Origin of the sequence: Rhizobium mongolense subsp. loessense (assembly GCF_900099775.1) — a bacterium.
In the GTDB taxonomy this organism is placed as follows: Bacteria; Pseudomonadota; Alphaproteobacteria; order Rhizobiales; family Rhizobiaceae; genus Rhizobium; species Rhizobium loessense.
In genome coordinates, this window is the sequence record NZ_FMTM01000009.1 from 117,020 (window position 1) to 142,278 (window position 25,259).

Consider the following 25,259-nt stretch of genomic DNA (forward strand, 5'->3'; position numbering starts at 1 on the left):
TTGTTTCGTCATTTGCAAAGAAAACGGCCGCAAACCGCGAGGGTCTATGTGCGGGTATTTGCCTGGCGTGAGGTCCAATTGCTGACAGGGACGTTAATCGATGACGCTTGGAACATTGCCGAGCCAGATACGTTGGACTTCTGTAGAAATCCATATAAGGCGGAGGATAAAAGTCATGAAAGTGAGCGAAGTGATGACGCGCGACGTCCGGCTCATCAGGCCGGGTGACACGATACAGGAAGCGGCAAGGATCATGGCCGAACTCGATGCCGGCGTCGTGCCGGTCGAGGATAATGATCGGCTCGTTGGCATGCTGACGGATCGCGACATCGCGGTACGCGCCATTGCCCAGGGGCAGGGACCTGAGGCGAAGGTCGGCGATATCATGACGTCCGAAGTCAGATACTGCTTTGATGACCAGGAGACCGACGAGGTCTGCAAGAACCTTGGCGACCAACAGATCAGGCGCATTCCGGTGGTTAATCGGGACAAGCGGCTGGTCGGCATATTGTCGCTGGGCGATCTAGCTGCAGTCGCCGAAAAAGCGTCGACCGGCGCAGCTCTTGCGGGCATATCGCGGCACGGAGGCCACCATTCGCAGTCGAGCGGCCTTCACTAAGCGGCCGCGCGATGAGGTGAAAAGCTGGGAGCGCGGCGCCCTTTTGCGCCACCCGGCGTCCCGTCCGTAACCGGTGCGCGCCGTTTCGCTGCGCGCACCCCAATGCTGCACTGCGGCGACGAATGTCTCTTGACGGCTGACCTGCGGTAACCTTTACTCAACTGATCTGGTGGACCAACCAGTGGATCAGTGAGCGACGGGGACCATGGACGAGAGCCCGATCTTGACGCAGGTACCGAATGTCGGGCGTAGCCTCGCGCGCCAGACGGCGCGCGACGTCATCGCTGAAAAGCTGATGGTCCTGATTGCCACGAACATGCTGCGGCCGGGCGACGAGTTGCCGGGTGAGCGCGAGCTTGCCAATGTTCTTCATGTGAGCCGGGAAACGGTGCGCGGCGCAATCCAGATGCTTGCCGCCCAAGGCATCATCGAAGTCTCGCACGGCAGCCGCAGCCGCGTCGGCAAGGTCGACCTCAGCCACATCACGGTCACCATCGCGTCCCCAAACGCCATCGACAGCTACGATTTGGAATCGGTTCATGCGGCTCGCCTGCATATCGAACTCAAGGTCGTCGGCGATGCCGCCGAAAGGATAGACGCCGAAACGCTGAAAAAGCTGCAGGACCTTATCGAAGCGCAGCGTCTGGGTGGAGACGATGCAATGCGCTTTCTCATCTGTGACCGTGAATTCCACGTCGCAATCTATCGCGCCTGCGGAAACCCGCTGCTCGCCGACTTCGTCACCGATCTATACACTTACATGATGGACTACCGGCGCAACGCCATGTCCCAGCCAGGCGCCATCAAGGCCAGCTACGCCGATCACGTTGCGATCGTCGAGGCTCTCGAACGGCATGACCGGGACGCCGTCATCGCCGCGTTTCGCCATCATCTGACGCGTATTTACGAAACGACCAGGGCTCTTTTGAGCGCCGGCTCTCCGGCGTGAGCCGAACAGCATGAGGAGATTTGCCTGATATGCATGTGATGGTTATCGGCGCAGCCGGCATGATCGGACGCAAACTGGTGGAAAAGCTCGGCTCCAACGCCGAAGCGCTCGGCCACCGCATCGACAGGCTCACGCTCGTCGATGTCGTTGCTCCGCCGGTGCCTGCCGCGCTTGCCTCCGTTTCCAACGCGCTGGCGCTTGATCTCTCGGATGCCGGCGCCGCAGCCACGCTTGCCGCCTTGCGACCGGATCTGATCTTCCATCTCGCGGCCATCGTGTCCGGCGAGGCCGAGGCGGATTTCGACAAAGGCTACCGCGTCAATCTCGACGGCACGCGCTCGCTCTTTGAGGCGATCAGGTACGAAGCCCAGAAAGAACCTTACACCCCGCGCCTGATCTTTGCGTCATCCATCGCCGTCTTCGGCCAGCCCTTCCCGGAGAAGATCAGCGATGATTTCTTCACCACGCCGCTGACGAGCTACGGGACGCAGAAGGCAATCTGCGAGCTCCTGTTGGCCGATTATTCACGCCGTGGCATCTTCGACGGCATCGGCATCCGCCTTCCGACGATCTGCATTCGCCCCGGCAAGCCCAACAAGGCGGCCTCGGGCTTTTTTTCCAATATCCTGCGCGAGCCGCTTGTCGGCCAGGAGGCCGTGCTCCCCGTCGACGAGAACGTCCGCCACTGGTTTGCAAGCCCCCGTTCGGCGGTGGGCTTCTTCGTCCATGCCGCGCGGATCGACACCAGCAAGATCGGGCCGCGCCGGAATCTGACCATGCCCGGCCTTTCCGCGCTCGTCGGCGAAGAGATCGAGGCGCTGCGCCGCGTTGCCGGCGACAAGGCGGTCAAGCTCATCCGCCGCGAGGCCGACCCCGCCATTCGTGCGATTGTTTCCGGCTGGGCGACGGATTTCGATGCGCAGCGCGCCACCGCGCTCGGTTTCAAGGCCGAAGCCAATTTCGACGAGATCATCAAGATCCACATAGACGACGAACTCGGGGGTAAAATCTAAGATGCCGCAGTCCGCAACCCTGCAGAAAGGCAAGATCGCGCTCGTCACCGGCGGAGGCACCGGCATCGGCCGCAGCATCGCCGGCGCCTTGAGCGCTGAAGGCTATGTCGTCGTCATTACCGGCCGCCGGAGCGACGTTCTGGAAAAAGCCGCCGCCGAGCTTGGTGCCGAAACCGGCGGGACGGTCCGGGCGATGACTTGCGATATCAGCCTTGCCGAGCAGGTGGCAGATCTTTTTGGTCGGATCAAAGCCGAGTTCGGCAGGCTCGACCTTCTCGTCAACAATGCCGGCAGCAATATTCCGGCGATCCCGCTGGAGGACGTCAGCTTCGACCAGTGGAGCGGGGTGGTTGCGGCCAACCTCACCGGCGCCTTTCTATGCACGCAGCAGGCTTTCAGGTTGATGAAGTCGCAGGAGCCGCGCGGCGGCCGCATCATCAACAACGGATCGATTTCCGCCACGACGCCGAGGCCGAATTCCGCTCCTTATACGGCGACAAAACATGCAATCACCGGCCTGACGAAATCGGCCGCACTTGACGGACGGCCATACGATATCGCCTGCGGCCAGATCGACATCGGCAATGCCGCAACGGATATGACGTCGAAGATGAGCTCGGGAGTGCTGCAGGCCAATGGAGAGATCGCGAGCGAGCCGACGATCCCGTCCGAGCATATCGCCCGCGCCGTCGTCTATATGGCAAGCCTGCCGTTGGAGGCAAACGTGCTGACCATGACTGTGATGGCGACAAAGATGCCCCTCGTGGGCAGGGGATAGGCATAACGAAGTTGAATGGGCCCGCGCCCTGGCGGTGAAATCCTGGAGCAGGGATGGCCGGGCAGATGGGCCGAAGGCGAAGACTAGGTCTGGGAGGGACTTTTATGGCAGCTGTCGAGTTTGTCGATGTCAAGAAATCATTCGGGGCGTTCCCCGTCATCAAGGGTGTGAACATCGAGATTGCCGACGGAGAGTTCGTGATCCTGGTCGGGCCGTCCGGATGCGGAAAATCCACGCTTTTGAGAATGCTCGCCGGACTCGAAAACATATCGGCCGGCGAAATCCGCATCGGCAGCCGCATCGTCAACGGGCTGGCGCCTGGAGAGCGCGACATCGCCATGGTCTTTCAGAACTATGCGCTTTATCCGCACATGACGGTTGCCCAGAACATGGCGTTTTCGCTGATGCTCAAACGTGCGCCGAAGGCGGACATGGATCAGCGCGTGAACAAGGCCGCCGGGATCCTGGGCCTCACCAAACTTCTCGACCGCTATCCACGCCAGCTTTCCGGCGGCCAGCGGCAGCGTGTCGCCATGGGCCGGGCGATCGTGCGCGATCCGCAGGTGTTCATCTTTGACGAACCGCTCTCCAACCTCGACGCCAAACTCCGCGTGGCCATGCGCGCCGAGATCAAGGAGCTCCACCAGCGCCTTAGCACCACGACCGTCTATGTCACCCACGATCAGATCGAGGCGATGACGATGGCCGACAAGATCGTCGTCATGCATGACGGCGTCGTGGAACAGGTTGGCGCGCCGCTCGATCTCTACGACAATCCGGCGAACCTCTTTGTCGCAGGCTTCATCGGCTCGCCGGCGATGAACATGTTCAAGGGCCGGCTCAATCCGGACAACGCCAACCAGTTCATTGCGTCGGACGGAACGGCCCTGCCGGTTGCAAATCCGCCTGCCGGGGCAAAGGGACGCGATCTGATCTATGGGTTGCGCCCGGAATATATCGCGCTCGATGCCAATGGTCTGCCGGCTGAGATCGTCGTCATCGAGCCGACCGGCTACGAAACGCAGCTGATCGTGAGGTTCGGGGGCGCTGATGTCAGTTGTGTCTTCCGCGAACGCGTCAACGCGCGTCCCGGCGAGACGCTGCGCGTCTCGATCGACGCGTCGCATGTGCATCTCTTCGATGCCGGTAGCGGACAGAGGTTGAGTGCCTGATAACGCTTCAGTGGAGGCCGGGAAGAAGAGGAGCCTTCCCTGCTCATCCGCCGATGCGATGACCGTCGTTCGCCACGCGGGAAGGTGAACGCCGGAGAATTCGCTCCCGCTTTTCAAGGAGGAGTATTATGACAATCAAAAGACGTCATTTTCTTGCCGCGTCGGCGGCCGCGGCCGGTATCGCGGGCCTTTCGCCGTTCGGGATCCGACCGTCTTTCGCCCAGGCCGAGCCGAGCTACAAGCCGGAAGAAGGCGCAAGCCTCAGGCTTCTTCGCTGGACGCCCTTCGTCAAGGGAGACGAAGATGCCTGGCTTGCCAACACCAAGAAGTTCACCGAGGCGACCGGCGTCGAGGTTCGCGTCGACAAGGAAAGCTGGGAAGATATCCGTCCGAAGGCTGCCGTTGCCGCCAATGTCGGCTCCGGTCCGGACATGGTGATGTGCTGGTTCGACGACGCCCATCAGTATCCCGACAAGCTCGTCGACCTGACCGAACTTGCGAACTATCTCGGCAACAAGTACGGCGGCTGGTATGACGGTGTCCGCGGCTATGCAACCCGCGACGACAAGTTCATCGCTATGCCGCTCACGGCGATCGGCAATGCCGTCGTCTACCGCGACAGTCATGTGAAGGCGGCCGGCTTCAGCGAGTTCCCGAAGGATACGGCCGGCTTTCTTGAACTTTGCAAGGCAATGAAGGCCAAGGGCACGCCCGCCGGCTTCCCGCATGGCAAGGCGGTCGGCGACGGCAACAATTATGCCCATTGGCTGCTTTGGAGTCATGGCGGCAAGATGGTGGACGAAAGCGGCAAGGTGACCATCAACAGCCCCGAAACGCTGGCTGCCATCAACTATGCGAAGGAACTCTATGCAACCTTCATCCCGGGCACGGAAAGCTGGCAGGACATCAACAACAACCGGGCATTCCTCGCCGGGCAGGTCTCGCTGATCGCAAACGGCGTGTCGGTCTACTATGCGGCGAAAAAAGATCCAAAGCTTGCCGAAATCGCCGCAGACATGAGAACCACGAACTTCCCGATTGGTCCGGTCGGCAAGAGCGTCGAGCTGCACCAGACGAGCTCGCTGCTTCTCTTCAGCCATACCGAGTACCCGGAAGCCGCAAAAGCCTACATCAAGTTCATGATGGAAGCCGACCAGATGAATGCTTGGATCACAGGTTCCAGCGCCTATTGCTGCCAGCCGCTGAAGGCCTTTGCCGACAATCCCGTCTGGACGTCCGATCCGGTCCATGCGCCCTACGCGCGTGCTTCGGAGACGCTGCGGCCGAACGGTTATGCAGGACCCCTGGGCTATGCTTCGGCAGGCACTATGGCCGACTACGTGCTCGTCGACATGTTCGCCGTTGCTGTCACCGGCCAGATGACGCCGGAAGACGCAATGAAAGAAGCAGAGCGCCGGGCAAACCGCTACTACCGGGTTTAAGCCCGCTTAAAGGTCTGCAGCATGCCGGCGACGGCATGCTGCGATTGTCCATCAGGAGATAGAACCATGTCGACCGTGACATCCGGGGATACGACGCGCGGCCGGGTCGCATCGCTCATGCAGAACAACAATATGCTCGGCTTCTTGTTCATGCTGCCGGCGGCCATCTTTCTCGTATGTTTCCTCACCTACCCGCTCGGACTGGGTGTCTGGCTCGGCTTCACCGACACCCGGATTGGTCGCGATGGTATCTTTATCGGCCTTGAGAACTATCAGTTCCTTGCCAGCGATTCCGTTTTCTGGCTCTCGGTCTTCAACACCCTGCTTTATACGTTCGTTGCCTCCGTCTTAAAATTCGTGCTTGGCCTCTGGCTGGCGCTGCTTCTCAATCAGCACCTGCCGTTCAAGTCTTTCTTCCGCGCTATCGTCTTGCTTCCATGGGTCGTTCCGACGGTGCTGTCGGGGCTGGCTTTCTGGTGGATCTACGATTCCCAGTTCTCGATCCTTTCCTGGTCGCTGATTGAGATGGGGCTGATTGATGGACCGATCAATTTTCTCGGCGATCCCACCAATGCGCGGATCTCGGTGATTATCGCCAATGTCTGGCGCGGCATACCGTTCGTTGCCATCTCGCTGCTCGCCGGCCTGCAGACCATTCCCGCCTCGCTGCAGGAAGCCGCCTCGCTCGACGGCGCAACCAGCTGGCAGCGGTTCCGCTATGTGACGCTGCCGATGCTGACGCCGATCATCGCCGTCGTGATGACGTTTTCGGTGCTTTTTACCTTCACCGATTTCCAACTGATCTACGTGCTGACCAAAGGCGGGCCGGTCAATGCAACGCACCTGATGGCGACGCTGTCCTTCCAGCGCGGCATTCCGGGCGGCCAATTGGGCGAGGGCGCTGCCATTGCGGTCGCGATGATCCCCTTCCTGCTTGCCGCCATCATGTTCAGCTTCTTCGGTCTGCAGCGCCGCAAATGGCAGCAGGGCGGCCAGGATTAACGGTCGGGAGACAATCATGAACGCCAACACGACCGAACAGGTTCTGACCGACAACGTCCAGGGGATGAGTTATCTCAACCGCCTGCCACGGCGCATCGTCATGCTCTATCTGCCGATGGCGGTCTTCGTCTTCGTGCTGCTCTTTCCGTTCTATTGGATGGCGATCACCGCCGTCAAACCGAACTCGCAGCTGACCGATTACAACAACTACAGCCCGTTCTGGGTGGTCGAGCCGACGCTAGACCACATCAAATATCTGTTCCTTGAAACCTCATATCCGGGCTGGCTCTGGAACACCATGCTGGTTGCGGTCGGATCGACGGTGCTGTCGCTTGCAGCATCCGTTTTCGGCGCTTACGCAATCGAGCGCGTGCGCTTTACCGGATCGCGCCCGGTCGGGCTCCTTATTTTTCTCGCCTATCTCGTGCCGCCATCGATCCTCTTCATCCCGCTGGCCTTCATCGTCTTCAAGCTCGGCATCTATGATTCCAGGCTGGCGCTGATCTTTACCTATCCGACCTTCCTGATCCCGTTCTGCACCTGGTTGCTGATGGGCTATTTCCGGTCGATCCCTTTCGAGCTCGAGGAAAGTGCCTTGGTCGACGGCGCCAACCGCTGGCAGATCCTCGTGAAGATCATCCTGCCGCTTGCCGTGCCCGGGTTGATATCGGCCGGCATTTTCGCCTTCACGCTCTCGTGGAACGAGTTCATCTATGCGCTCACATTCATTCAGTCCTCGGAAAACAAGACCATTCCCGTCGGTGTTTTGACCGAGCTGGTGCGCGGCGACGTGTTCGAATGGGGATCGCTGATGGCCGGGGCCTTGTTCGGCTCGCTGCCCGTCGTGATCCTCTATTCGTTCTTCGTCGACTACTATGTCTCGTCGATGACCGGCGCGGTGAAGGAATGACGAAATTTGACTGTCAGGGTTCGTGAGAGAGGGGCGGATGAACAAAATTGATCTGGAAGGACAGCATGCGATCGTCACAGGGGGTGCACAGGGCATTGGTTTTGCCATCGCCAGCCGTCTGATTGCCTCCGGTGCGGCGGTCACGCTTTGGGACATGGATGGGCCGTTGCTCAAAAAGGCGGAGGCTGCGCTTGGCGCAGGAACTCGCAGCGCCGTCGCCGATATCTCACGCTGGGACCAGGTCGAGGCTGCCTATGCCGCCACTACCGCCGATGGCCCACCGGTTTCGATCGTCGTTAATTCCGCCGGCATCGCCGGAGATGCAGCGCCGGTTGACACCTATGACATCGCCATGTGGACCAAAATCATCGACATCAATCTCACCGGCACCTTCTATGTCAACCGCGCAGTGGTCCCGGATATGAAGGCGCGCAACTACGGCCGCATCGTCAATATCGCCTCGATCGCAGGCAAGGAGGGCAATCCGAACGCTGCAGCCTATTCCGCCTCGAAGGCAGGCGTCATCGGGCTTACCAAATCGCTGGGCAAGGAGCTTGCCGGCTACGACATCGCCGTCAATTGCATTACGCCGGCAACCGCTCAGACGCGGATTCTGGAACAGCTGACGCCGGAGTTCATCGAATACATGCGCTCGCGCATCCCGCGCGGCCGCTTTTTGAAGGTCGAGGAGGCCGCGTCCATGGTCGCCTGGCTGGTGTCCAAGGAAAACAGCTTTACCACAGCCTCGACCTTCGACCTGTCGGGCGGGCGTGCCACCTATTGAAGAACATGGCGCGCTTCGCGCCTTAAGCGGTGGCGCCTGGAAAAATCTCGAAGCCTGTATCGACGATTGATTTCGTTTGCGGCCGTTCCGGCGTTTCGAAGGCCTTTTCCACTGATGTGCGTCCAATCAAGAAGCGGTTGGAGCGCACCGTTGCAAGAGGCTGCGGCAGTTCGCGGCCAATATCCAGGCCATTGAAGCCAAAAATGGCAAGATCGTCGGGCATGCGCACGCCGGCACCAAGGCAATGGAAGACACCTCCGACCGCCATGTCGTCGTTGGAATAGATGATCGCATCGAGCTTCACCGGTTCGGCGAAAAGACGTGCCGTCATCTCCCGTCCGACACCGACGGAACTCGGCGCATCGGCGATCGCGTGGGCGGCAATTCGTAATCCCGCCTCGCCCAATGCGTCACATATCCCCTCGTAGCGCAGCCGGGCCCGCCTGTCGGCGTTCCAGTCGTGACCGACATATCCGAACTGGCGGTATCCGCGCTCGATGAGGTATTGGCCGGTGGCGTAGCCGGCACGGCGATGCGACATGCCGACGGCGATGTCGATCGGCGTCGAATCGATGTCCATCATCTCGACAATGCGGATGCCGCTTTCAGAAAGCATGCGGTGGGTTGCCGGGGTATGATCGAAGCCGGCAATCAGGATGGCTGCGGGCTTCCACGACAGCAGTCCGCGAACGATCGTTTCCTCCAGATCAGTGTCGTAGCCCGTAATGCTGATGACGGGCTGGTAGTCGCTGCCGCGCAAAGCGGCATCGACGCCTTGCAGAACTTCGGGAAAGACGATGTTGGACAGTGAGGGAACGACGACGCCAACCAGATGGGAATCGAGCGAGGCAAGCGAGCCGGCAATCCGGTTGGGCACATAACCCGTCGCCCGAACGGCCTCCATCACCCGCCGGCGCGTTTCTTCTGCGACCGGCCCCTTGTTGCGCATGATCCGCGAGACGGTCGATTCGCCCACGCCGGCGCGAAGGGCGATATCCCTCACGGTCACCTTGCTTTTCCTTGCCGGCAGACGCTGTCTTTGCTGCATCAAATCCTCCTGCTTCAGCCCGCAGGCGGGCATCAGCTCAAGACGTTCACCGGCCCATATATCAAGGGCGAGCTCAACGAGACCTTCGTTCGATTGCCGCAGCGCTTGTTCTCAGCGGCTTGCAAACGCGTCAAGCCAGCTAAGACCTGCCACCGTCTTGCCTGCAGGACGATACTCGCAGCCGACGAAACCTCTGTAACCGAGAACATCCAGCTCTTTGAGCAGACGAAAATCGTCTAGCTCGCCGGTTGCGGGCTCGTTGCGCATCGGCACCGAAGCAATCTGTACGTGGCCGATGAGCGGCATCAGCCGCCGGAGCCCCGTGAGCACGTCGCCGTGAATGATCTGACGATGATAGATGTCGAATTGCAGCTTCAGGTTTGGCTTCTTCAATGCAGTGATGATGTCGGCAGCAAAGTCGAAGTTGTTGAGAAAATATCCCGGCATGTCCCGTGGGTTGATCGGCTCGATGACGATGTCGATGCCGCTTTCGCCTGCCCGATCGCAGGCGAAAGCCAGAGAGTCGCGGTAAATCGCAATCGTGGCCGGATCCCTGCGCGAGGCCAGACCGCTCATGACATGCAGCGTGCGGGCGCCTGCGCTTCGGGCGTATCGCAAGGCTGTATCCACCGAGGTTCGAAATTCGCTCTGCCGTCCGTCCAGCGCAGCAAGGCCGCGTTCGCCGGCCTGCCAGTTTCCTGGCGGCAAATTGAAAAGTGCAGGCGTCAGTCCGTTTTCGCGCAGGCGCTCGCCTATGACCTCGGGGGGGTGGTCATAGGGAAACAGGAACTCGACGGCGGAAAAGCCGACCATTGCGGCTGCCGCAAACCGTTCCAAAAACGCCACCTCGTTGAACATCATCGTAAGATTTGCGGCAAATTGCGGCATCACGCAGCCTCCGGCCCGCCGGGAAGCTCAATGCCCGTCACCTTTGCGATCAGTCTTGCGACGGAGGCATCATCGTCCCGGCCCATGCCGGCTGCAGCTGTCATGATGAACATCTGAAGTGCCGTGGACGTGATCGGCAGCGGAAACTTCAACCCGCGTCCCAGATCCGACACGATGCCAAGGTCCTTCGTGAAAATATCGACGGCGCTCTGGGGGGAATAATCACCTTGAAGAATGTGCGGAACCCGGTTTTCGAACATCCAGGAATTGCCCGCCGACGCTGTGATGACTTCATAGACCTTGTCGATATCAAGGCCGAGCGCCTTGGCAAAGGTTATCGCTTCACAGGCGGCAGCGATATGAACGCCGGCAAGGAGCTGGTTGACGATCTTGAAGGATGATCCGATGCCGGCCCGGTCTCCGAGTTCGTAGACCGTCGTGGCGATCGCATCGAGCACGGGGCGCACATGGTTGAAAGCTTCGGGTCGTCCCGATGCCATTATCGTGAGTTCCCCGGCAGCGGCGCGCTTTGCGCCGCCGCTGATGGGCCCGTCGATATAGTTCAGACCAAGCGCGCCAGCGCGCTGCGCCAGATCTTTTGCCGTCTGCGGCGGCATCGTTGCAAAGGAAAGGATCGTGCCGCCCTTCGACATGCTCTGCGCCGCACCGCCCTTGCCAAATAGAACCTGTTCGGTCTGGGCGCCATTGACGACCACGGTCACGACAACATCGGCGCCGGCTGCTGCTTCGGCTGGACTTGCAGCCGCTTTGCCGCCTGCCGCGACGAAGCGTGCTGTCGTTTCGGCGCTGATATCGTAGCCGCCGGTCTTAAATCCCTTTTTAAGCAGTGATGTCGCGACGCCAAAACCCATCGATCCGAGACCGATGACACAGACCTTCAGATTAACCGCTTCGCTCATGTTCGAAATCCATTGTTGCTTTCATTCCACGCGGAATTGGCTTGAATTGTGATCCGCGAAAAACTAATGACAGCGCTGCCACTCTATGGTTAGCTTATCGGCGGAATGGATTGCAAGTTCTATTTCTCACCGGGGAATTTGACCCTTCGTAAGCCAGGGCATTCAACACAAACAGGCAGGAGAAACGATGTGCTAATCGGTGCAGTAGCCGACGACATCACCGGAGCCACAGATCTTTGCCTCATGCTGTCGCGTGAAGGCATGAAGACCCTGCAAGTGATCGGCGTGCCGGAAAAGGGGGCTGATTTTGGCGATGCGGATGCGGTGGTCGTTGCGCTCAAATCGAGAACGATCCCTGCAGAAGAAGCCGTCAGGGCATCGACGGCGGCGGCCAAAAAGCTGCTTGCCGCCGGCGCAGAGCAGCTGCTGTTCAAATATTGCTCGACGTTCGATTCCACCGATGACGGCAATATCGGGCCGGTCGCCGACGCGCTTCAGGATCTGACGGGAGGCGAACTGACGATTGCCTGTCCTTCCTTTCCTGCAACCGGCCGCACCGTCTATAAGGGGCATCTTTTTGTCGGCGACCGGCTGCTGTCGGAAAGCTCTTTAAAGGACCATCCCTTAACGCCGATGCACGATCCCGATCTCGTCCGCGTCCTGCAACGGCAGACAAGACGGCCGGTCGGTCTTATCGATTGGCCGGTGATCGCCAGAGGCGAAGACGCCATCCGGGCGGCTTTTGCGCAGCAGCAGGCGGCAGGAAAGCGCATCCTCGTTGTCGATACATTGTCGGATGCCGATCTGCGCACTATCGGGGCGGCCTGCGACGGCATGAAGCTTGTCACGGGCGGCTCCGGCATAGCCATGGGGTTGCCCGAAAATTTCAGAAAGCGCAAAAAATTGCCGGTCCGCAAAGCCATGACCCGCATGATGGCGCCGGCAGGACGCCGGGTCGTGCTTGCCGGATCCTGCTCGCTTGCAACCCGTGTCCAGATCGAGGTTGCCCGCAATGACGCTGCGGCGGTTCTAAGGCTTGATATTTCGGCGATTGCCGATGGAAGCCAGAGCGCGACGGAAATCGCCGACTGGGTGATTTCGCAAGACAAGGACCGTCTGCCGCTCGTTTATTCCAGCGCCAGTCCGGAGGAACTTCAGAGCATCCAGGCGGCCATGGGACGGCACGAGTCCGGAGCGCTTGTCGAAAAGACGTTGGCTGAGGTTGCCGAGCGACTGAAGCAGAAGGGTTTTACCCGGTTTCTCATCGCCGGCGGAGAAACTTCAGGCGCGGTGATCACTGCGCTCGGAGTCAAGACGCTTTCGATCGGCCCTGAAATCGATCCAGGCGTGCCATGGACCCGCAGCCTAAGCGGTCCGGACATTGTGCTGGCTTTGAAATCCGGCAATTTCGGCGCTCCGGATTTCTTCCTGAAAGCCTGGGCACAGCTTGAAACGGAGAGGTCGGATGCACGAGATTAACCGCCTGCGTGAAGAGATATGTCGTACGGGGCAGTCGCTGTTCGAGCGCGGGCTGACCTCCGGCTCGACCGGCAATATTTCGGTTCGTCTTTCCGACGGCGGTTGGCTGATGACGCCGACCAATGCCTCGATGGGGTCTCTTGACCCGGCCCGCCTTTCCCTCTTCGACGCCTCGGGCAAACTCCTGTCCGGCGACGCGCCGACCAAGGAAGCATTTCTGCATTTTTCGATGTATGGGGAGCGCGGTGATGCCGGCGCCGTCGTCCATCTCCATTCGAGCCATGCAACAGCCGTCAGCATTCTGCGCGACATCGATCCTCAGGATGTCCTGCCGCCCCTGACCGCCTATTACGTCATGCGTGTCGGACGCTTGCCGCTTGTTCCCTATTTCGCGCCCGGGGACATGGCGCTTGCAGACGCGGTGCGGTCGCTCGCCGGGCGTCATCATGCCATGCTGCTTGCCAATCATGGGCCGGTCGTCGCCGGCACGACGCTTGCAAACGCCCAGTTCGCCGCCGAAGAGCTTGAAGAAACTGCAAAGCTTTTCCTCATGCTGCAGCATCACGCCAAAAGGATGCTGACCGCAGAACAGGTCGATGACTTGCGCAAACGCTTCAACCTTCCTTAGGCCGCGTCGGCGGCGCAACTTCAAAACGATTGGACGGGAGAGAGAGAAATGACTGAAATCGAGGAGAGGGTCGGATTTGTCGGTGTTGGATTGATGGGGCACGGTATTGCGAAGAACATCGTCGAAAAAGGCTTCCCGCTGACGGTGATCGCGCACCGCAATCGCAAACCGGTCGAAGACCTGCTCGGCCGCGGCGCCCGCGAAGCCCACTCGCTTGCGGAGCTTGCGAAAAATTCGACCATGATCTTTCTGTGCCTCACAAGCTCGAAGGAAGTGTCCTCCGTTATCGAGGAAATGCGGCCGGCCCTTGCCGCCGAAACGGTCATTGTCGACTGCTCGACCGGGGATCCAACGGTGACAACGCGTCTTGCCGAGACGCTTGCGGCGCAGAACGTCTATTTTGCCGACGCACCGCTTAGCCGGACGCCCAAGGAGGCGTGGGAGGGGACCTTGGACTGCATGGTCGGTGCCGACGATGCGACATTCCAGCGGATCCAGCCGGTGATATCGACCTGGGCGGCGAAGATCGTCCATATCGGCGGGGTCGCCGACGGTCATCGCATGAAGCTGCTCAACAATTTCATATCGTTGGGCATGGGAGCTCTCTTTGCCGAAGCTCTGGCACTTTCCCGGAAGGTCGGAATCTCCGTGGAACGCTTCGACAGTGTCATCCGGGGCGGGCGCATGGACAGCGGATTCTACCAGACCTTCATGGGTTATGCTCTGGAAGGGAACCGAAATGCGCATCGCTTCACGCTTTCGAATGCGTATAAGGATCTGAAATATCTGGAATCCATGGCAAATGACGCAACGGTTGCCACGCCGCTTGCAAGTGCGGTGAAGAATTCCTATGCCGCGGCAGTGGCAGGCGGCGGCAACGGTCCTGAGGATTACGTGCCGCATCTTGCAGACTTCGTTGCGCAGAAAAACAATGTCGGTTGACCGCAGATCAAAGCAAGCGGCGGTGTGAAAGCAGTTTCAGCAGCTTCTAATCGATATTATCTTAGCAGGTAAGTTGACGCTTCGCGCGAAATCAACTTCTATCCGCCACCGCTTTCTGGGGAGGTTGAAGGATGCGTGTCGTAACAAGGATTGCCGAACTGCGGGAGCACATCGCGGCGATCAAGAATGAAGGCCGGTTCCTTGGGTTCGTCCCGACGATGGGGTACCTTCACGCCGGGCATATGGAACTGGTGGCCCGTGCACGCAGTGACAACGATGCCGTCGTCGTCTCCATTTTCGTCAATCCGCTGCAGTTCGGAAAGAACGAAGACCTTACGCGTTATCCGAGAGACTTAGAAAGGGACAGCGCCATGCTCTCTGCCGCCGGCGTCGATATCCTTTTTTCCCCGAGCGTTGAGGAGATGTATCCGCAGCCGATGCAGACGATCGTGGACGTGCCGGCCCTTGGGAGCGAGTTGGAGGGTGCCGTGCGGCCCGGACATTTTGCCGGCGTTGCGACCGTCGTGACCAAGCTTTTCAATATCGTTCAGCCGGATGCGGCCTATTTCGGCAAAAAGGACTATCAGCAGGTCGTAATCATCAAGCGGATGGTCGAGGATCTTGCCCTGCCGGTCCGCATTATCGCCGTCGAGACTGTCCGGGAGGCCGACGGGCTGGCGTTTTCATCGCGAAACAGTTACCTGACGGCGGACGAACGTGCCGCTGCGGTGATCGTTCCAAAGGCACTTGACGAAGCCGAACGACTTTACCGCGACGGGCTCGACGAGCCACAGGCTCTGGAGGCGGCATTGGCCTCGTTCATTGCACGCGAGCCGCTCGCCGTGGCTGAAGTCGTCGCCGTTCGCGATCCGCAGACCCTGACACGGCTTGAAACCTTGCACGATCGGCAAGCCCTTGTCGCTCTCTTCGTACGGGTCGGTTCGACCAGGCTTCTTGACAACAGGATCATTGGCCACCGGCGCCAAACCCAGTCGAGGGCTGCGTGATGAGCAAGCCTTCCAGTCAAAAGCGGCTGACACCATTTCGCATCCAGTCGATGAAGGGCTCAACGCCGATCGTTTGCCTGACCGCTTATACGACACCGATGGCGCGCGCCCTTGATGCCCATTGCGATCTGCTTTTGGTCGGCGATTCCGTCGGCATGGTGCTCTATGGCCTGCCGAGCACGACTTCGGTTACGCTCGACATGATGATCGCCCACGGCCAGGCGGTCATGCGGGGCGTCTCGCGGGCCTGCGTCATCGTCGATCTGCCCTTCGGCAGCTACCAGGAATCGAAGGAACAGGCTTTTCGCAGTGCCGTGCGGATCATGCAGGAAACCGGGTGCGACGGCGTCAAGCTGGAGGGCGGCGAGGAGATGGTCGAGACCATCGCCTTTTTGACCGCGCGCGGCGTACCGGTATGCGGACATATCGGACTGATGCCGCAACAGGTGCACACCGCCGGCGGCTACCGCTCGCTCGGCCACAACGAAAGCGAGATAGCCCGGATGAGACGCGATGCCCGAGCAGTCGGCGGATCGGGCGCTTTTGCAGTCGTCATCGAGGGAATGGTGGAGCCCCTCGCGCGCGAGGTGACCGCCTCGATCCACGCCGCGACGATCGGCATCGGCGCTTCGCTGGCCTGCGACGGCCAAATCCTGGTTGCCGAGGACATGCTGGGCGTCTTCACCGATTTCAAGCCCAAATTTGTCAAACGCTATGCCGGTCTTGCACAGACAATCGAGGAGGCGGCAAGCGCCTATGCCGACGATGTCCGGAATCGACGGTTCCCGGCCAAGGAACACACCTTCGACGTTCGACCTCCACCGCCTTGATCCGAAGGTTTGGTAAGCCCTGTTCCTAAGGGCTCGCCGCGGCCAAGTCGTCGACGCCGGGTCGGCCGATGTCTCTTGCATGCTCGGCAAGACATTTATCGGCAGCGCTGTCGATTTCGGCTACCGTCAATCGTCCTTGAACAGGCGAGCGCTCCAGCTGCGGAATGACGACCCGCACGTCGCGTGCAAAAGCCTGGGAGAGACGGCACACGGCTCCTCTCTCACGATCAGATCGATGGAGGATATTATGGCTGATCATCAGCACCTGACACCCGCAATCGAACTCGCCCGCAGAAACGGTGCCCGGTTTCCGAATGAGAGTGAAGACTATCGGCATGCGCGCGATGCGCTGCTTGCTGAAGAGATCGAGCTGCGCCGCCACATAGAACGCGTCGCCGAGCAAAGGCGCGCTCTTCCGCCCGGGGGCGAAGTGACGAAGGAATACAGGTTTGAGGGAAGTGCCGGTTTCGTGTCATTGAAAGACCTGTTCGCCGACAAGGACACGCTGGTTGTCTACAGCTACATGTTCGGTCCCGAGCGCGAACGTCCTTGTCCCATGTGCACATCCTTATTGTCCGCCTGGGACGGGGAGGTGCCCGACATGCAGCAGCGCATTGCGCTCGCAGTCGTTGCGCGTTCGCCCCTCGAAAGGCTGCTGTCGTTTAAGAAGGAGCGCGGTTGGCGCTATCTGCCGCTTTATTCGGACGTTGATGGTGACTATAGCCGGGACTATCGCGCGCTCGGTGAGGGCGGCAGCGACGATGCGGCGTTTAACGTCTTTACGCGACGCGACGGCACGATCCGGCATTTCTGGAGCGAGGAAATGGGGCCGGCGACAGCCGACCCGGGGCAGGATCCGCGCGGTGCGCCCGACCTTATGCCCATCTGGACGGTGCTCGATTCCACGCCGGAAGGACGCGCGCCGGACTGGTATCCCAAGCTCTCCTACTAGGTTTGGAGATCTGAAGCGCAGATACGCCCGCGCGTCCGGAAGGACGATGCCGCCTCGCGATTACCATTAGGGGGTCTGTGCGATTTGCGCCGAGTTTATCGAAGCTTTGGCGCTACCAAGGATCCTGGCTCTTGGCTGCTACCGCCATTGACCGCCGGGCCAGACGGTATGGAGCGCCCCCGTCGGGCCGCGGCTGGCGAGATTGCGTGTGAAGAAACCGCCGAAATTAAAATCGGTGGCCTTGGCAAGCAAATTGGCACGTGGCGTCCATGAAGCTTCGATCCCTGGCGCTGCGTAACGAAGAGGATCGCGGGACACGGGCATATCGGGAACCGAGGATCATGGGCATTCGATCAGAACGCGATAGAGAGAATCATTAAGTCGATAAGTTGGGCACGCCTCCTCGAAGCCAATCCCCTTATCAGGAAAGCGAGTTCGGCACTTATCCGCCGTCTGCAGAAAAAGTCGTCAGCTCGTACGGCAAAATCACTGGCGAGCGGATCGTCCCCAGCGGCGCGAGAGCTGCTAATAATCTGGGGCTGACCACACAGGTTCCTGTGGAAGAGCTTTTCCTCACGAACGGAAAGGCAAGGACCCTGATGCTCGGACGCAAGAAGGTCTTTCTGAAACACGCCCCTTCCTGGCAGACGGCAATGCCGAACTCCAAGGCAGGTGAAGCTATCAGGGCAATTTCACATATGGGCCCGCAGCGCGCAGCGTCTCTCGCAAAAGCAGTACGCAGCAAGCTGACCACCAGGGAGTGGGAACAGGTTTCCAAGATGAAGCCAAGCGTTCCTGCATGGATGGTAAATGCAATCAACGAGACGGAACTTGCCAACTAATTTTCTTGAACTGGACTGAGATGCCCAGGAACGGGCAATCAGTTTCGCCTCACGACGTCAGGCCCGCAGGCTTAGACAAGGCTGGTGTTTGGGGACTTCATTCGAGGATTGAACACGGCAATTTGCGCTAAATCAGTGACATGACAGATAGGAACTTGCGCGATCGGCCTGCAAATCCCGACAGAATTGTCAAAAAAGTATCAGCGAGAGGTCGATGGCGTAGTAGCGATCGCTGATGCCTGCGCGTAAAGTCCCTTCATCAAAAGATGATGACCTCTGGGAGGAGGCGCCATTGCCGGAGAATTTCCGGTTGAAGCGCAGGGAGGAAGGTTCCATGAATCCGGATTTGGAAGTGGTCGCGATCGGCAGCGGCGAGTCCTTCAAGGCCTGGGAGCATGGTTATCCCTACCGTACGGTCCGCTGGCACTTCCATCCCGAATATGAGATCCACCATGTCGTCGCGACGACGGGACAATATTTCGTCGGCGATTTCATCGGCGAATTCGAGCCCGACAACCTTGTGCTCACCGGACCGAACCTGCCGCACAATTGGGTGAGCGACGTGCCGCCGGGCACATGCCTGCCACTGCGCTGCCGGGTGCTTCAATTCACCGAGTCCTTCCTTGCAGATGCAAGTCGGATTTTTCCGGAACTCTCGGCTTGTGCCGGGATCTTGGAAATGAGCCGTCGGGGTGCGCTGTTTACACCGGAAACGGCGTCGCTCGTCGGCCCTCTCCTTGGGGAACTGGTCGAAGCCAAGGGAATTCGCCGCATTGAACTTTTCATGAACGTGCTCGATACGCTGAGTTCTGCGCAGGGCACGCGCACCCTTGCAAGCGCGCTTTATCATCCGGATCCCTCGGGCTTCATGTCAGCCGGAGTGAACCAGGCGCTGGCCTTTATCAACACGCATCTCACAGAACCTTTCAGTGAAGGTGACCTTGCCGAGTTGACCGGGCAAAGCCCAAGTGCGTTCTCCCGCAGCTTCCGTCGGCACACCGGCATGGCGCTCGTCCAATATGTGAACCGGCTGCGGATCAACTTCGCCTGCCATCTGCTGATGAGCGAAACCGCCATGTCGATAACCGACATCTGCTTTGCAGCCGGCTTTAACAATATCTCGAATTTCAATCGCCGTTTTCTGGATCAAAAGGGCATGGCGCCCTCGCGTTTCAGAACATTGCTGGCACAAAATGCAAGAGCGGTGGAGGCCGCCTAAAAAAGGAGGACCGGGGAGGAGAAAACGAACAACCAGGGCAAGGCGAACGGGCACGCAAGTGGCCCGATCGGGATTGCTTGTCCGCAAACCAGCCTGAGAGGCGCTGCTCAAGAAGGCGCCTCGGACGGCCGGATCTTACAAAGAGTATCGAGTTCGAGCGAGCTTGAGACTTCGTTGAAACAGTTACCATTTGGTACGGAGAAATTCCAATGACCCAATTCGCATGGAAATTGGCAGGCGCAGCAGCGCTCGCCGTCGCTCTTCTCAGCGGCACGTCGGCCCTTGCACAGTCTGCAAAGGTAACCGATGCAACGGTCGCCTTTCTGATGCCCGACCAGAGCTCCACACGCTATGAGGAGCACGACTATCCGGGCTTTGAGGCGGAAATGAAAAAGCTCTGCGCCGGTTGCAAGGTGATTTACCAGAACGCAAACGGCGACGCTTCGCGCCAGCAGCAGCAGTTCAACTCGGCAATCTCGCAAGGCGCCAAGGCGATCGTGCTCGACCCGGTCGATTCCACCGCTGCCGCGTCGCTGGTCAAAATGGCGCAGAGCCAAGGCGTCAAGGTGATCGCCTATGACCGGCCGATTCCCTCTGCCGCGGCAGACTATTACGTCTCCTTCAACAATGAGGAAATCGGCAAGATGATCGCCAAATCGCTGGTCGATCATCTGAAGGAAAAGAACGTCCAGGCTGGCGACGGCGGTCTTCTTGAGATCAACGGCTCGCCGACGGATGCTGCCGCAGGCCTCATCAAGAAGGGTATCCATGCCGGTCTCGCCGAAGGCGGCTATCCGATCCTTGCCGAATTCGATACGCCGGAATGGGCTCCGCCGAAGGCGCAACAGTGGGCGAGCGGACAGATCACCCGTTTCGGCAAGAAGATCATCGGTGTTGTGGCCGCCAATGACGGCACGGGTGGTGCTGCCGTTGCAGCCTTCAAGGCTGCCGGCATCGATCCTGTGCCGCCGGTCACCGGCAACGATGCGACGATCGCTGGCCTGCAGCTCATCATCGCAGGCGATCAGTACAACACCATCTCCAAGCCAAGCGAGATCGTGGCCGCCGCTGCGGCGAATGTCGCCATCCAGCTGCTATCGGGCGAAACCCCGAAGGCCGATACCACACTCTTCGACACGCCGACGCAACTCTTCACGCCGGCGCTCGTTACCGCTGAAAACCTGAAGGCCGAGATCATCGACAAAACCGTCAACGGCAAACCGATCCAGACCCCGGAGCAACTGTGCACGGATCGCTACGCCGAGGGCTGCAAAAAGCTCGGCATCGGCAGCTGATCTGTCCTCCCAGAAGGTCCTTCGACCGCTCTTGCGAGCGGCCGGAGGACCTGAAATTCATGATGAAAGGCTCGCGACAGATGACTGACGCTTCCAACCAAGCAGCCCCGGCCGGCGAAGTGGTCCTCAGCCTAAAAGGTATCTCGAAACATTTCGGTGCCGTCTCGGCGCTCACCGATATCGATCTTGACGTTCACGCAGGCGAGGTCGTGGCGCTCGTCGGCGACAACGGCGCCGGCAAATCGACGCTCGTGAAGATCCTTGCCGGCGTCCACCAGCCAAGTTCGGGCGAGATCACTTTCCGCGGCAGCAAGGTGACGTTGGCCGACCCGAGTGCGGCCCTGTCCTTGGGGATTGCGACCGTGTTTCAGGATCTTGCACTGTGCGAGAACCTTGATGTCGTTGCCAACATCTTCCTCGGCCGGGAGCTCAGTCCGTTAAGGCTTGACGAGACCGCGATGGAGGTTCGTGCCTGGACGCTGTTGAACGAGCTTTCAGCCCGCATTCCAAGTGTCCGCATTCCGATCGCATCGCTGTCGGGTGGACAGCGACAGACGGTGGCGATCGCCCGGTCCCTGCTTCTGGAGCCGAAGCTCATCCTGCTCGACGAGCCGACGGCCGCCCTTGGCGTTGCCCAGACGGCAGAGGTCCTGAACCTGATCGAGCGGGTGCGCGACCGCGGCCTCGGGGTCGTAATGATCAGCCATAATATGGAGGACGTGCGTGCAGTCGCCGATCGCATCGTCGTCTTGAGGCTCGGGCGGAACAACGGAGTTTTCTATCCCGATGCGTCCAACCAGGAACTCGTCACCGCCATTACCGGGGCGACCGAAAATGCAGTCTCGCGCCGCGCCGGCCGTCGTCAGGCGCAGCGGGATATGAGGCAGGAGGGTCAGATATGACCAGCGATGTGAAACAAACAGCAACGCTTCTGGATCGCGGCGACGTTCGCGTCAGCCACGATGCGGGCATTGGCGCGACGATTCGCTCTTCGATCGATAAGGTGCGCTCGGGCGATCTCGGCTCGCTTCCTGTGGTCGTCGGCCTGGTGATCATCTGGACGGTTTTCGGTACCCTCAACCCGACATTTCTTTCAAGCAACAACCTTGCAAACCTGCTTTTCGACGCATCAACGGTCGGGGTGATTTCCCTTGGAATCGTTTGCGTGCTGATGGTCGGCGAAATCGACCTGTCCGTTGGTTCAATCAGTGGCTTTGCTTCCGCCATGGTCGGCATGCTGTGGGTCAACCAGGGCTGGCCCGTGGCGGTTGCGATCATTGCCGCGGTCCTTGTCGGCGGATTGATCGGCGCGCTCTATGCTCTGCTTTTCAATCGCCTTGGAATGCCAAGTTTCGTTTCGACGCTTGCCGGCCTGCTGGCGGTGCTCGGAATGCAGCTCTATCTGCTTGGCGCAACAGGCTCGATCAACCTGCCTTACGGCTCGTCTTTGGTGAATTTCGGGCAGCTGCTCGTCATTCCGCGTCCACTCGCATACTTGTTTGCGCTGCTACCGGGCGTCGTGATGCTGATTTCAGGCTATCGGGCCGCGCAACGCCGCAGACAAGCCAATCTTTCGTCGCGCTCGATCGGTGCTCTCGTCGTGCGTGTCGCTGCAATCACGATCCTTCTCGAATTCGTCGTCTTTTATCTCAACCAGGATCGCGGCATCCCGTGGATGTTCGCGCTCTTCGTCGCGCTTGCGATCGTGATGAACTACGCGCTCACGCGGACTCAATGGGGCCGCTCGATGGCGGCCGTCGGCGGCAATCGCGAGGCGGCACGCCGTGCAGGCATCAATGTCCGGCTCATCTACACAAGCGCCTTCGTTCTTTGTGCCATGTTTGCCGCATTCGGCGGCGTGCTTGCGGCGGCTCGTCTGGCATCGGCAAGCCAGCAGGCCGGGACGGGCGACGTCAACCTGAATGCGATCGCCGCAGCCGTCATCGGCGGAACAAGCCTCTTCGGTGGCCGCGGCAGCGCCTACTCGGCACTTCTCGGCATCATCGTTATCCAGTCGATCGCAAGCGGTCTGACGATGCTCGATCTGTCTTCGGCCCTTCGCTACATGATCACCGGCGCAGTTCTTGCCATTGCAGTCATCGTCGACTCGCTGGCACGCCGGTCGAGAGTCTCGCACGGCCGCGCCTGATACAACTACGAAAGCAAGGATTGATATGGGACAGGAACTTTCTGGAAAGGTCGCAGCGATCACCGGGGCTGCCTCGGGGATCGGTCTTGAATGCGCCAAATCTTTATTGCGGGAGGGTGCGAGCGTTGCACTCATCGACAAGGCCGAAGATTCATTGAGGAGCATATGCTCCGAGCTGGGTGCGAATGCTTTCCCTCTGGCCGCCGATCTGACCAATCCCGCCAGCGTCTCAACGATGATGCCCCAGATTTTGCAGCAGTTCGGAAAGCTCGATATCTTTCACGCCAATGCGGGCTCCTACATCGGCGGGGAGGTCGTAGACGGCGATCCGGATGCCTGGGACCGAATGCTGAACTTGAATATCAATGCAGCCTTCCGATCGGTTCAGGCGGTCTTGCCTCATATGGTGGAGAGAAAGACCGGCGACATCATCATGACCAGTTCGATCGCCGGTCTGGTTCCCGTGGTCTGGGAGCCGATCTATACTGCGTCGAAACATGCCGTGCAGGCCTTCGTCCATACGGTCAGGCGCCAGGTCATAAAGCATGGCATTCGCGTCGGCGCGGTCGCACCCGGCCCGGTGGTGACGGCGCTGATCAGCGACTGGCCGAAGGAAAAACTTGATGAGACGATTGCCGCAGGAGGATTGATGGAAGCCAAGGAGGTTGCAGACGCGGTGCTCTTCATGCTGACGCGACCACGCAACGTGACGATCCGCGACCTCGTCATCTTGCCGCACAGCACGGATCTTTGACCATGGCGCAGTTCTTTATCGGCGTCGATGTGGGTACAGGCAGCGCGCGCGCAGGCGTCTTCGACGAGTACGGCATTCTGCTGGCGGCTGCAAAACGCCCCATCACGATCTGGTATGAGGCAGGCAGCATCGTCGAGCAATCGAGCGAGCAGATATGGAAAGCGGTCTGCGACAGCGTCAGGGAAGCTGTCACAGCGGCGGGAATTCCGCCTGCAGCTGTTGCCGGTCTCGGTTTTGATGCCACCTGTTCTCTCGTTGCAGTGACGGCCGACGGCGCGCCGGTCGCCGTTGGTTCCTCCGGCGACCCCAACCGCAATATCATCGTCTGGATGGATCACCGTGCCTCCGGTGAAGCTGCGGAAATCAATGCCGGAGACCACAAGGTCCTGCGTTATGTCGGCGGGCGGATCTCTCCGGAAATGGAAACGCCGAAGCTTCTCTGGCTGAAGCGCAATCTGCCGGCTTCCTTTGCCGCTGCCGGTCACTTCTTCGACCTTGCGGACTATCTGACCTGGCGCGCAACCGGCTCGCTCAGCCGGTCGGTCTGCACGGTCACCTGCAAATGGACCTTTCTTGCCCATGAGAACCGTTGGGACGCACGGTACTTCGAGGCGATCGGGCTCGAAGAATTGGCAGCCGAAGGCTTTTCCAGGATAGGCACGGACATCGTCGATCCCGGCACGGCGCTGGCAAGCGGGCTCACCGAACAAGCCGCCGCCGATCTCGGATTGACGGTCGCGACGCCGGTCGGAGCCGCGCTGATCGATGCGCATGCGGGCGGTGTCGGCACGCTCGGTGGGGCCGAGGCAAGCGGCCATTCGGATGTCAGAAACAGGCTTGCCTACATCTTCGGTACATCCGCGTGCTCGATGGCCTCAAGCGACAATCCGGTATTCGTCGATGGCGTCTGGGGACCGTACTTCTCGGCCATGGTGCCAGGACTCTGGCTGACGGAAGGCGGGCAGTCAGCGGCAGGTGCTGCCATAGACCATCTTGTAACGATGCATCCCGCGTCCGGTGAAGCGCAGGCGAAAGCGGACGCTGCGGGTGTGTCTCTTGTTACATGGCTTGATCGGCAAGCCACCGAGATGTGCCCGGACCTTGGGCGCGCCGTCGAGCTTGCCAGGTCTCTTCACGTCGTGCCGGAGTTTCTCGGAAACCGATCACCGCATGCCGACCCCGACGCGCGGGCAGTCGTCGCCGGCCTCGGACTTGATACGGACATTGCCGACCTGATTTCCCTCTACGTCGCCGGCCTCTGTGGCATCGGCTACGGCCTCAGGCAGCTCCTGGAAAAACTGGCGCAGGACGGCATTACGCTTGACCTGATCGTTGCCAGCGGTGGTGCGGCGCAAAGCAATCTCGTGCGCCAGCTTCTGGCCGATACGACGAATCTGCCCGTGGCGATTGCCGATACCGAGGAGCCTGTGTTGCTCGGTGCAGCAATGCTCGGGGCCGTCGCTGGCCGACATCGTCATTCCCTACCGGAAGCGATGAAGGCGATGTCGCGTCTTTCCAAAACTTTCCATCCGACCGGTGGCGCGATTGCGGCTCTTCACAAAAAAAGGTACCGGGCTTTCGAATTGCTGCAGTCTGCGGACCGGAATGTCCGTTCGCTTTCACCGACCGGCGATTGA

25 protein-coding genes and 1 pseudogene are annotated in these 25,259 nt (G+C 59.9%); 22 read left to right on the top strand and 4 right to left on the bottom strand.

The features are described 5' to 3' along the window. Positions 1–175: 175 nt before the first annotated feature. The 9 genes from BLP23_RS25165 (at position 176) to BLP23_RS25205 (ending at position 8,669) form a co-directional block, all read left to right on the top strand. Positions 176–619, top strand: a complete 444-nt coding sequence (locus BLP23_RS25165) for a CBS domain-containing protein (protein WP_092587458.1) — start codon at positions 176–178, stop codon at positions 617–619. Positions 620–824: 205 nt separating this feature from the next. Further along, positions 825–1,568, top strand: a complete 744-nt coding sequence (locus BLP23_RS25170; RefSeq protein WP_092587459.1) for a FadR/GntR family transcriptional regulator — start codon at positions 825–827, stop codon at positions 1,566–1,568. A gap of 29 nt (positions 1,569–1,597) precedes the next feature. After that, a complete protein-coding gene (denD, locus tag BLP23_RS25175; protein WP_092587460.1) occupies positions 1,598–2,581 on the top strand; it encodes a D-erythronate dehydrogenase in 984 nt (327 codons plus the stop codon). 1 nt (position 2,582) lies between these two features. Next, on the top strand, positions 2,583–3,359 hold the full coding sequence (locus tag BLP23_RS25180) for an SDR family oxidoreductase (protein WP_092587461.1): 777 nt from the start codon (positions 2,583–2,585) through the stop codon (positions 3,357–3,359). Between the two features lie 104 nt (positions 3,360–3,463). Then, entirely contained in the window at positions 3,464–4,531 is a 1,068-nt protein-coding gene (locus BLP23_RS25185; protein ID WP_092587462.1) for an ABC transporter ATP-binding protein, read from the top strand. Positions 4,532–4,659: 128 nt separating this feature from the next. Then, positions 4,660–5,973, top strand: coding sequence for an ABC transporter substrate-binding protein (locus tag BLP23_RS25190; RefSeq protein ID WP_092587463.1), 1,314 nt, complete (start codon positions 4,660–4,662; stop codon positions 5,971–5,973). 66 nt (positions 5,974–6,039) lie between these two features. Further along, entirely contained in the window at positions 6,040–6,975 is a 936-nt protein-coding gene (locus BLP23_RS25195) for a carbohydrate ABC transporter permease (RefSeq protein ID WP_092587464.1), read from the top strand. Between the two features lie 16 nt (positions 6,976–6,991). After that, the gene (locus BLP23_RS25200) at positions 6,992–7,885 is read left to right on the top strand and encodes a carbohydrate ABC transporter permease (RefSeq protein WP_092587465.1); all 894 of its coding nucleotides are present in this window, start codon (positions 6,992–6,994) and stop codon (positions 7,883–7,885) included. A 37-nt stretch (positions 7,886–7,922) separates the two neighbouring features. Further along, positions 7,923–8,669, top strand: coding sequence for an SDR family NAD(P)-dependent oxidoreductase (locus BLP23_RS25205; RefSeq protein WP_092587466.1), 747 nt, complete (start codon positions 7,923–7,925; stop codon positions 8,667–8,669). Positions 8,670–8,691: 22 nt separating this feature from the next. Here the strand turns inward: BLP23_RS25205 and BLP23_RS25210 are convergent, their stop codons facing one another. The 3 genes from BLP23_RS25210 to ltnD form a co-directional block, all read right to left on the bottom strand. Next, complete coding sequence (locus BLP23_RS25210) at positions 8,692–9,717, bottom strand: LacI family DNA-binding transcriptional regulator (RefSeq protein WP_092587467.1); 1,026 nt, start codon at positions 9,715–9,717, stop codon at positions 8,692–8,694. Between the two features lie 111 nt (positions 9,718–9,828). Beyond that, positions 9,829–10,605 carry a 2-oxo-tetronate isomerase gene (otnI, locus tag BLP23_RS25215; RefSeq protein WP_092587468.1) on the bottom strand — a complete coding sequence of 259 codons (777 nt, stop codon included), beginning with the start codon at positions 10,603–10,605 and terminating at the stop codon, positions 9,829–9,831. Next, entirely contained in the window at positions 10,605–11,525 is a 921-nt protein-coding gene (gene ltnD, locus BLP23_RS25220) for an L-threonate dehydrogenase (RefSeq protein WP_092587469.1), read from the bottom strand. Before ltnD ends, otnI begins: the two co-directional genes overlap by 1 nt. Before the next feature lie 189 nt (positions 11,526–11,714). On the opposite strand from ltnD, the gene otnK reads away from it, so the two are divergent. The 5 genes and pseudogenes from otnK to panB all read left to right on the top strand — a co-directional run bounded on the left by otnK (position 11,715) and on the right by panB (position 16,411). Further along, complete coding sequence (gene otnK / locus BLP23_RS25225; protein ID WP_208603199.1) at positions 11,715–13,004, top strand: 3-oxo-tetronate kinase; 1,290 nt, start codon at positions 11,715–11,717, stop codon at positions 13,002–13,004. Further along, entirely contained in the window at positions 12,991–13,632 is a 642-nt protein-coding gene (gene otnC / locus BLP23_RS25230; RefSeq protein ID WP_092587471.1) for a 3-oxo-tetronate 4-phosphate decarboxylase, read from the top strand. The genes otnK and otnC overlap by 14 nt, the downstream gene beginning before the upstream one ends. A gap of 24 nt (positions 13,633–13,656) precedes the next feature. After that, positions 13,657–14,574, top strand: a pseudogene (locus BLP23_RS25235) (NAD(P)-dependent oxidoreductase); the annotation flags it as partial. A 131-nt stretch (positions 14,575–14,705) separates the two neighbouring features. Continuing rightward, positions 14,706–15,581 carry a pantoate--beta-alanine ligase gene (gene panC, locus BLP23_RS25240; protein WP_092587473.1) on the top strand — a complete coding sequence of 292 codons (876 nt, stop codon included), beginning with the start codon at positions 14,706–14,708 and terminating at the stop codon, positions 15,579–15,581. Beyond that, positions 15,581–16,411: a 3-methyl-2-oxobutanoate hydroxymethyltransferase gene (gene panB / locus BLP23_RS25245; RefSeq protein WP_092587474.1), complete on the top strand. Its 831-nt coding sequence runs from the start codon at positions 15,581–15,583 to the stop codon at positions 16,409–16,411. Before panC ends, panB begins: the two co-directional genes overlap by 1 nt. 25 nt (positions 16,412–16,436) lie before the next feature. Here panB and BLP23_RS33340 read toward each other — a convergent pair whose 3' ends face one another. Beyond that, on the bottom strand, positions 16,437–16,622 hold the full coding sequence (locus BLP23_RS33340) for a hypothetical protein (RefSeq protein WP_139187110.1): 186 nt from the start codon (positions 16,620–16,622) through the stop codon (positions 16,437–16,439). A 36-nt stretch (positions 16,623–16,658) separates the two neighbouring features. Between BLP23_RS33340 and BLP23_RS25250 the strand changes: the two genes are divergently transcribed. The 8 genes from BLP23_RS25250 (at position 16,659) to BLP23_RS25290 (ending at position 25,259) form a co-directional block, all read left to right on the top strand. Further along, positions 16,659–17,363 carry a DUF899 family protein gene (locus tag BLP23_RS25250; RefSeq protein ID WP_092587571.1) on the top strand — a complete coding sequence of 235 codons (705 nt, stop codon included), beginning with the start codon at positions 16,659–16,661 and terminating at the stop codon, positions 17,361–17,363. A gap of 389 nt (positions 17,364–17,752) precedes the next feature. After that, positions 17,753–18,205 (top strand): DUF6088 family protein, encoded by a 453-nt coding sequence (locus BLP23_RS33345; protein ID WP_139187111.1) that lies wholly within the window; start codon positions 17,753–17,755, stop codon positions 18,203–18,205. 334 nt (positions 18,206–18,539) lie between these two features. Continuing rightward, complete coding sequence (locus tag BLP23_RS25265; protein WP_092587572.1) at positions 18,540–19,424, top strand: AraC family transcriptional regulator; 885 nt, start codon at positions 18,540–18,542, stop codon at positions 19,422–19,424. 209 nt (positions 19,425–19,633) lie between these two features. Beyond that, positions 19,634–20,719: an ABC transporter substrate-binding protein gene (locus BLP23_RS25270; protein WP_092587477.1), complete on the top strand. Its 1,086-nt coding sequence runs from the start codon at positions 19,634–19,636 to the stop codon at positions 20,717–20,719. A gap of 80 nt (positions 20,720–20,799) precedes the next feature. After that, positions 20,800–21,621, top strand: a complete 822-nt coding sequence (locus BLP23_RS25275) for an ATP-binding cassette domain-containing protein (RefSeq protein WP_092587573.1) — start codon at positions 20,800–20,802, stop codon at positions 21,619–21,621. Further along, a complete protein-coding gene (locus BLP23_RS25280) occupies positions 21,618–22,868 on the top strand; it encodes a sugar ABC transporter permease (protein WP_092587478.1) in 1,251 nt (416 codons plus the stop codon). The genes BLP23_RS25275 and BLP23_RS25280 overlap by 4 nt, the downstream gene beginning before the upstream one ends. Positions 22,869–22,893: 25 nt before the next feature. Further along, positions 22,894–23,622: an SDR family oxidoreductase gene (locus BLP23_RS25285; RefSeq protein ID WP_092587479.1), complete on the top strand. Its 729-nt coding sequence runs from the start codon at positions 22,894–22,896 to the stop codon at positions 23,620–23,622. A 2-nt stretch (positions 23,623–23,624) separates the two neighbouring features. Then, positions 23,625–25,259, top strand: coding sequence for an FGGY-family carbohydrate kinase (locus tag BLP23_RS25290; RefSeq protein WP_092587480.1), 1,635 nt, complete (start codon positions 23,625–23,627; stop codon positions 25,257–25,259).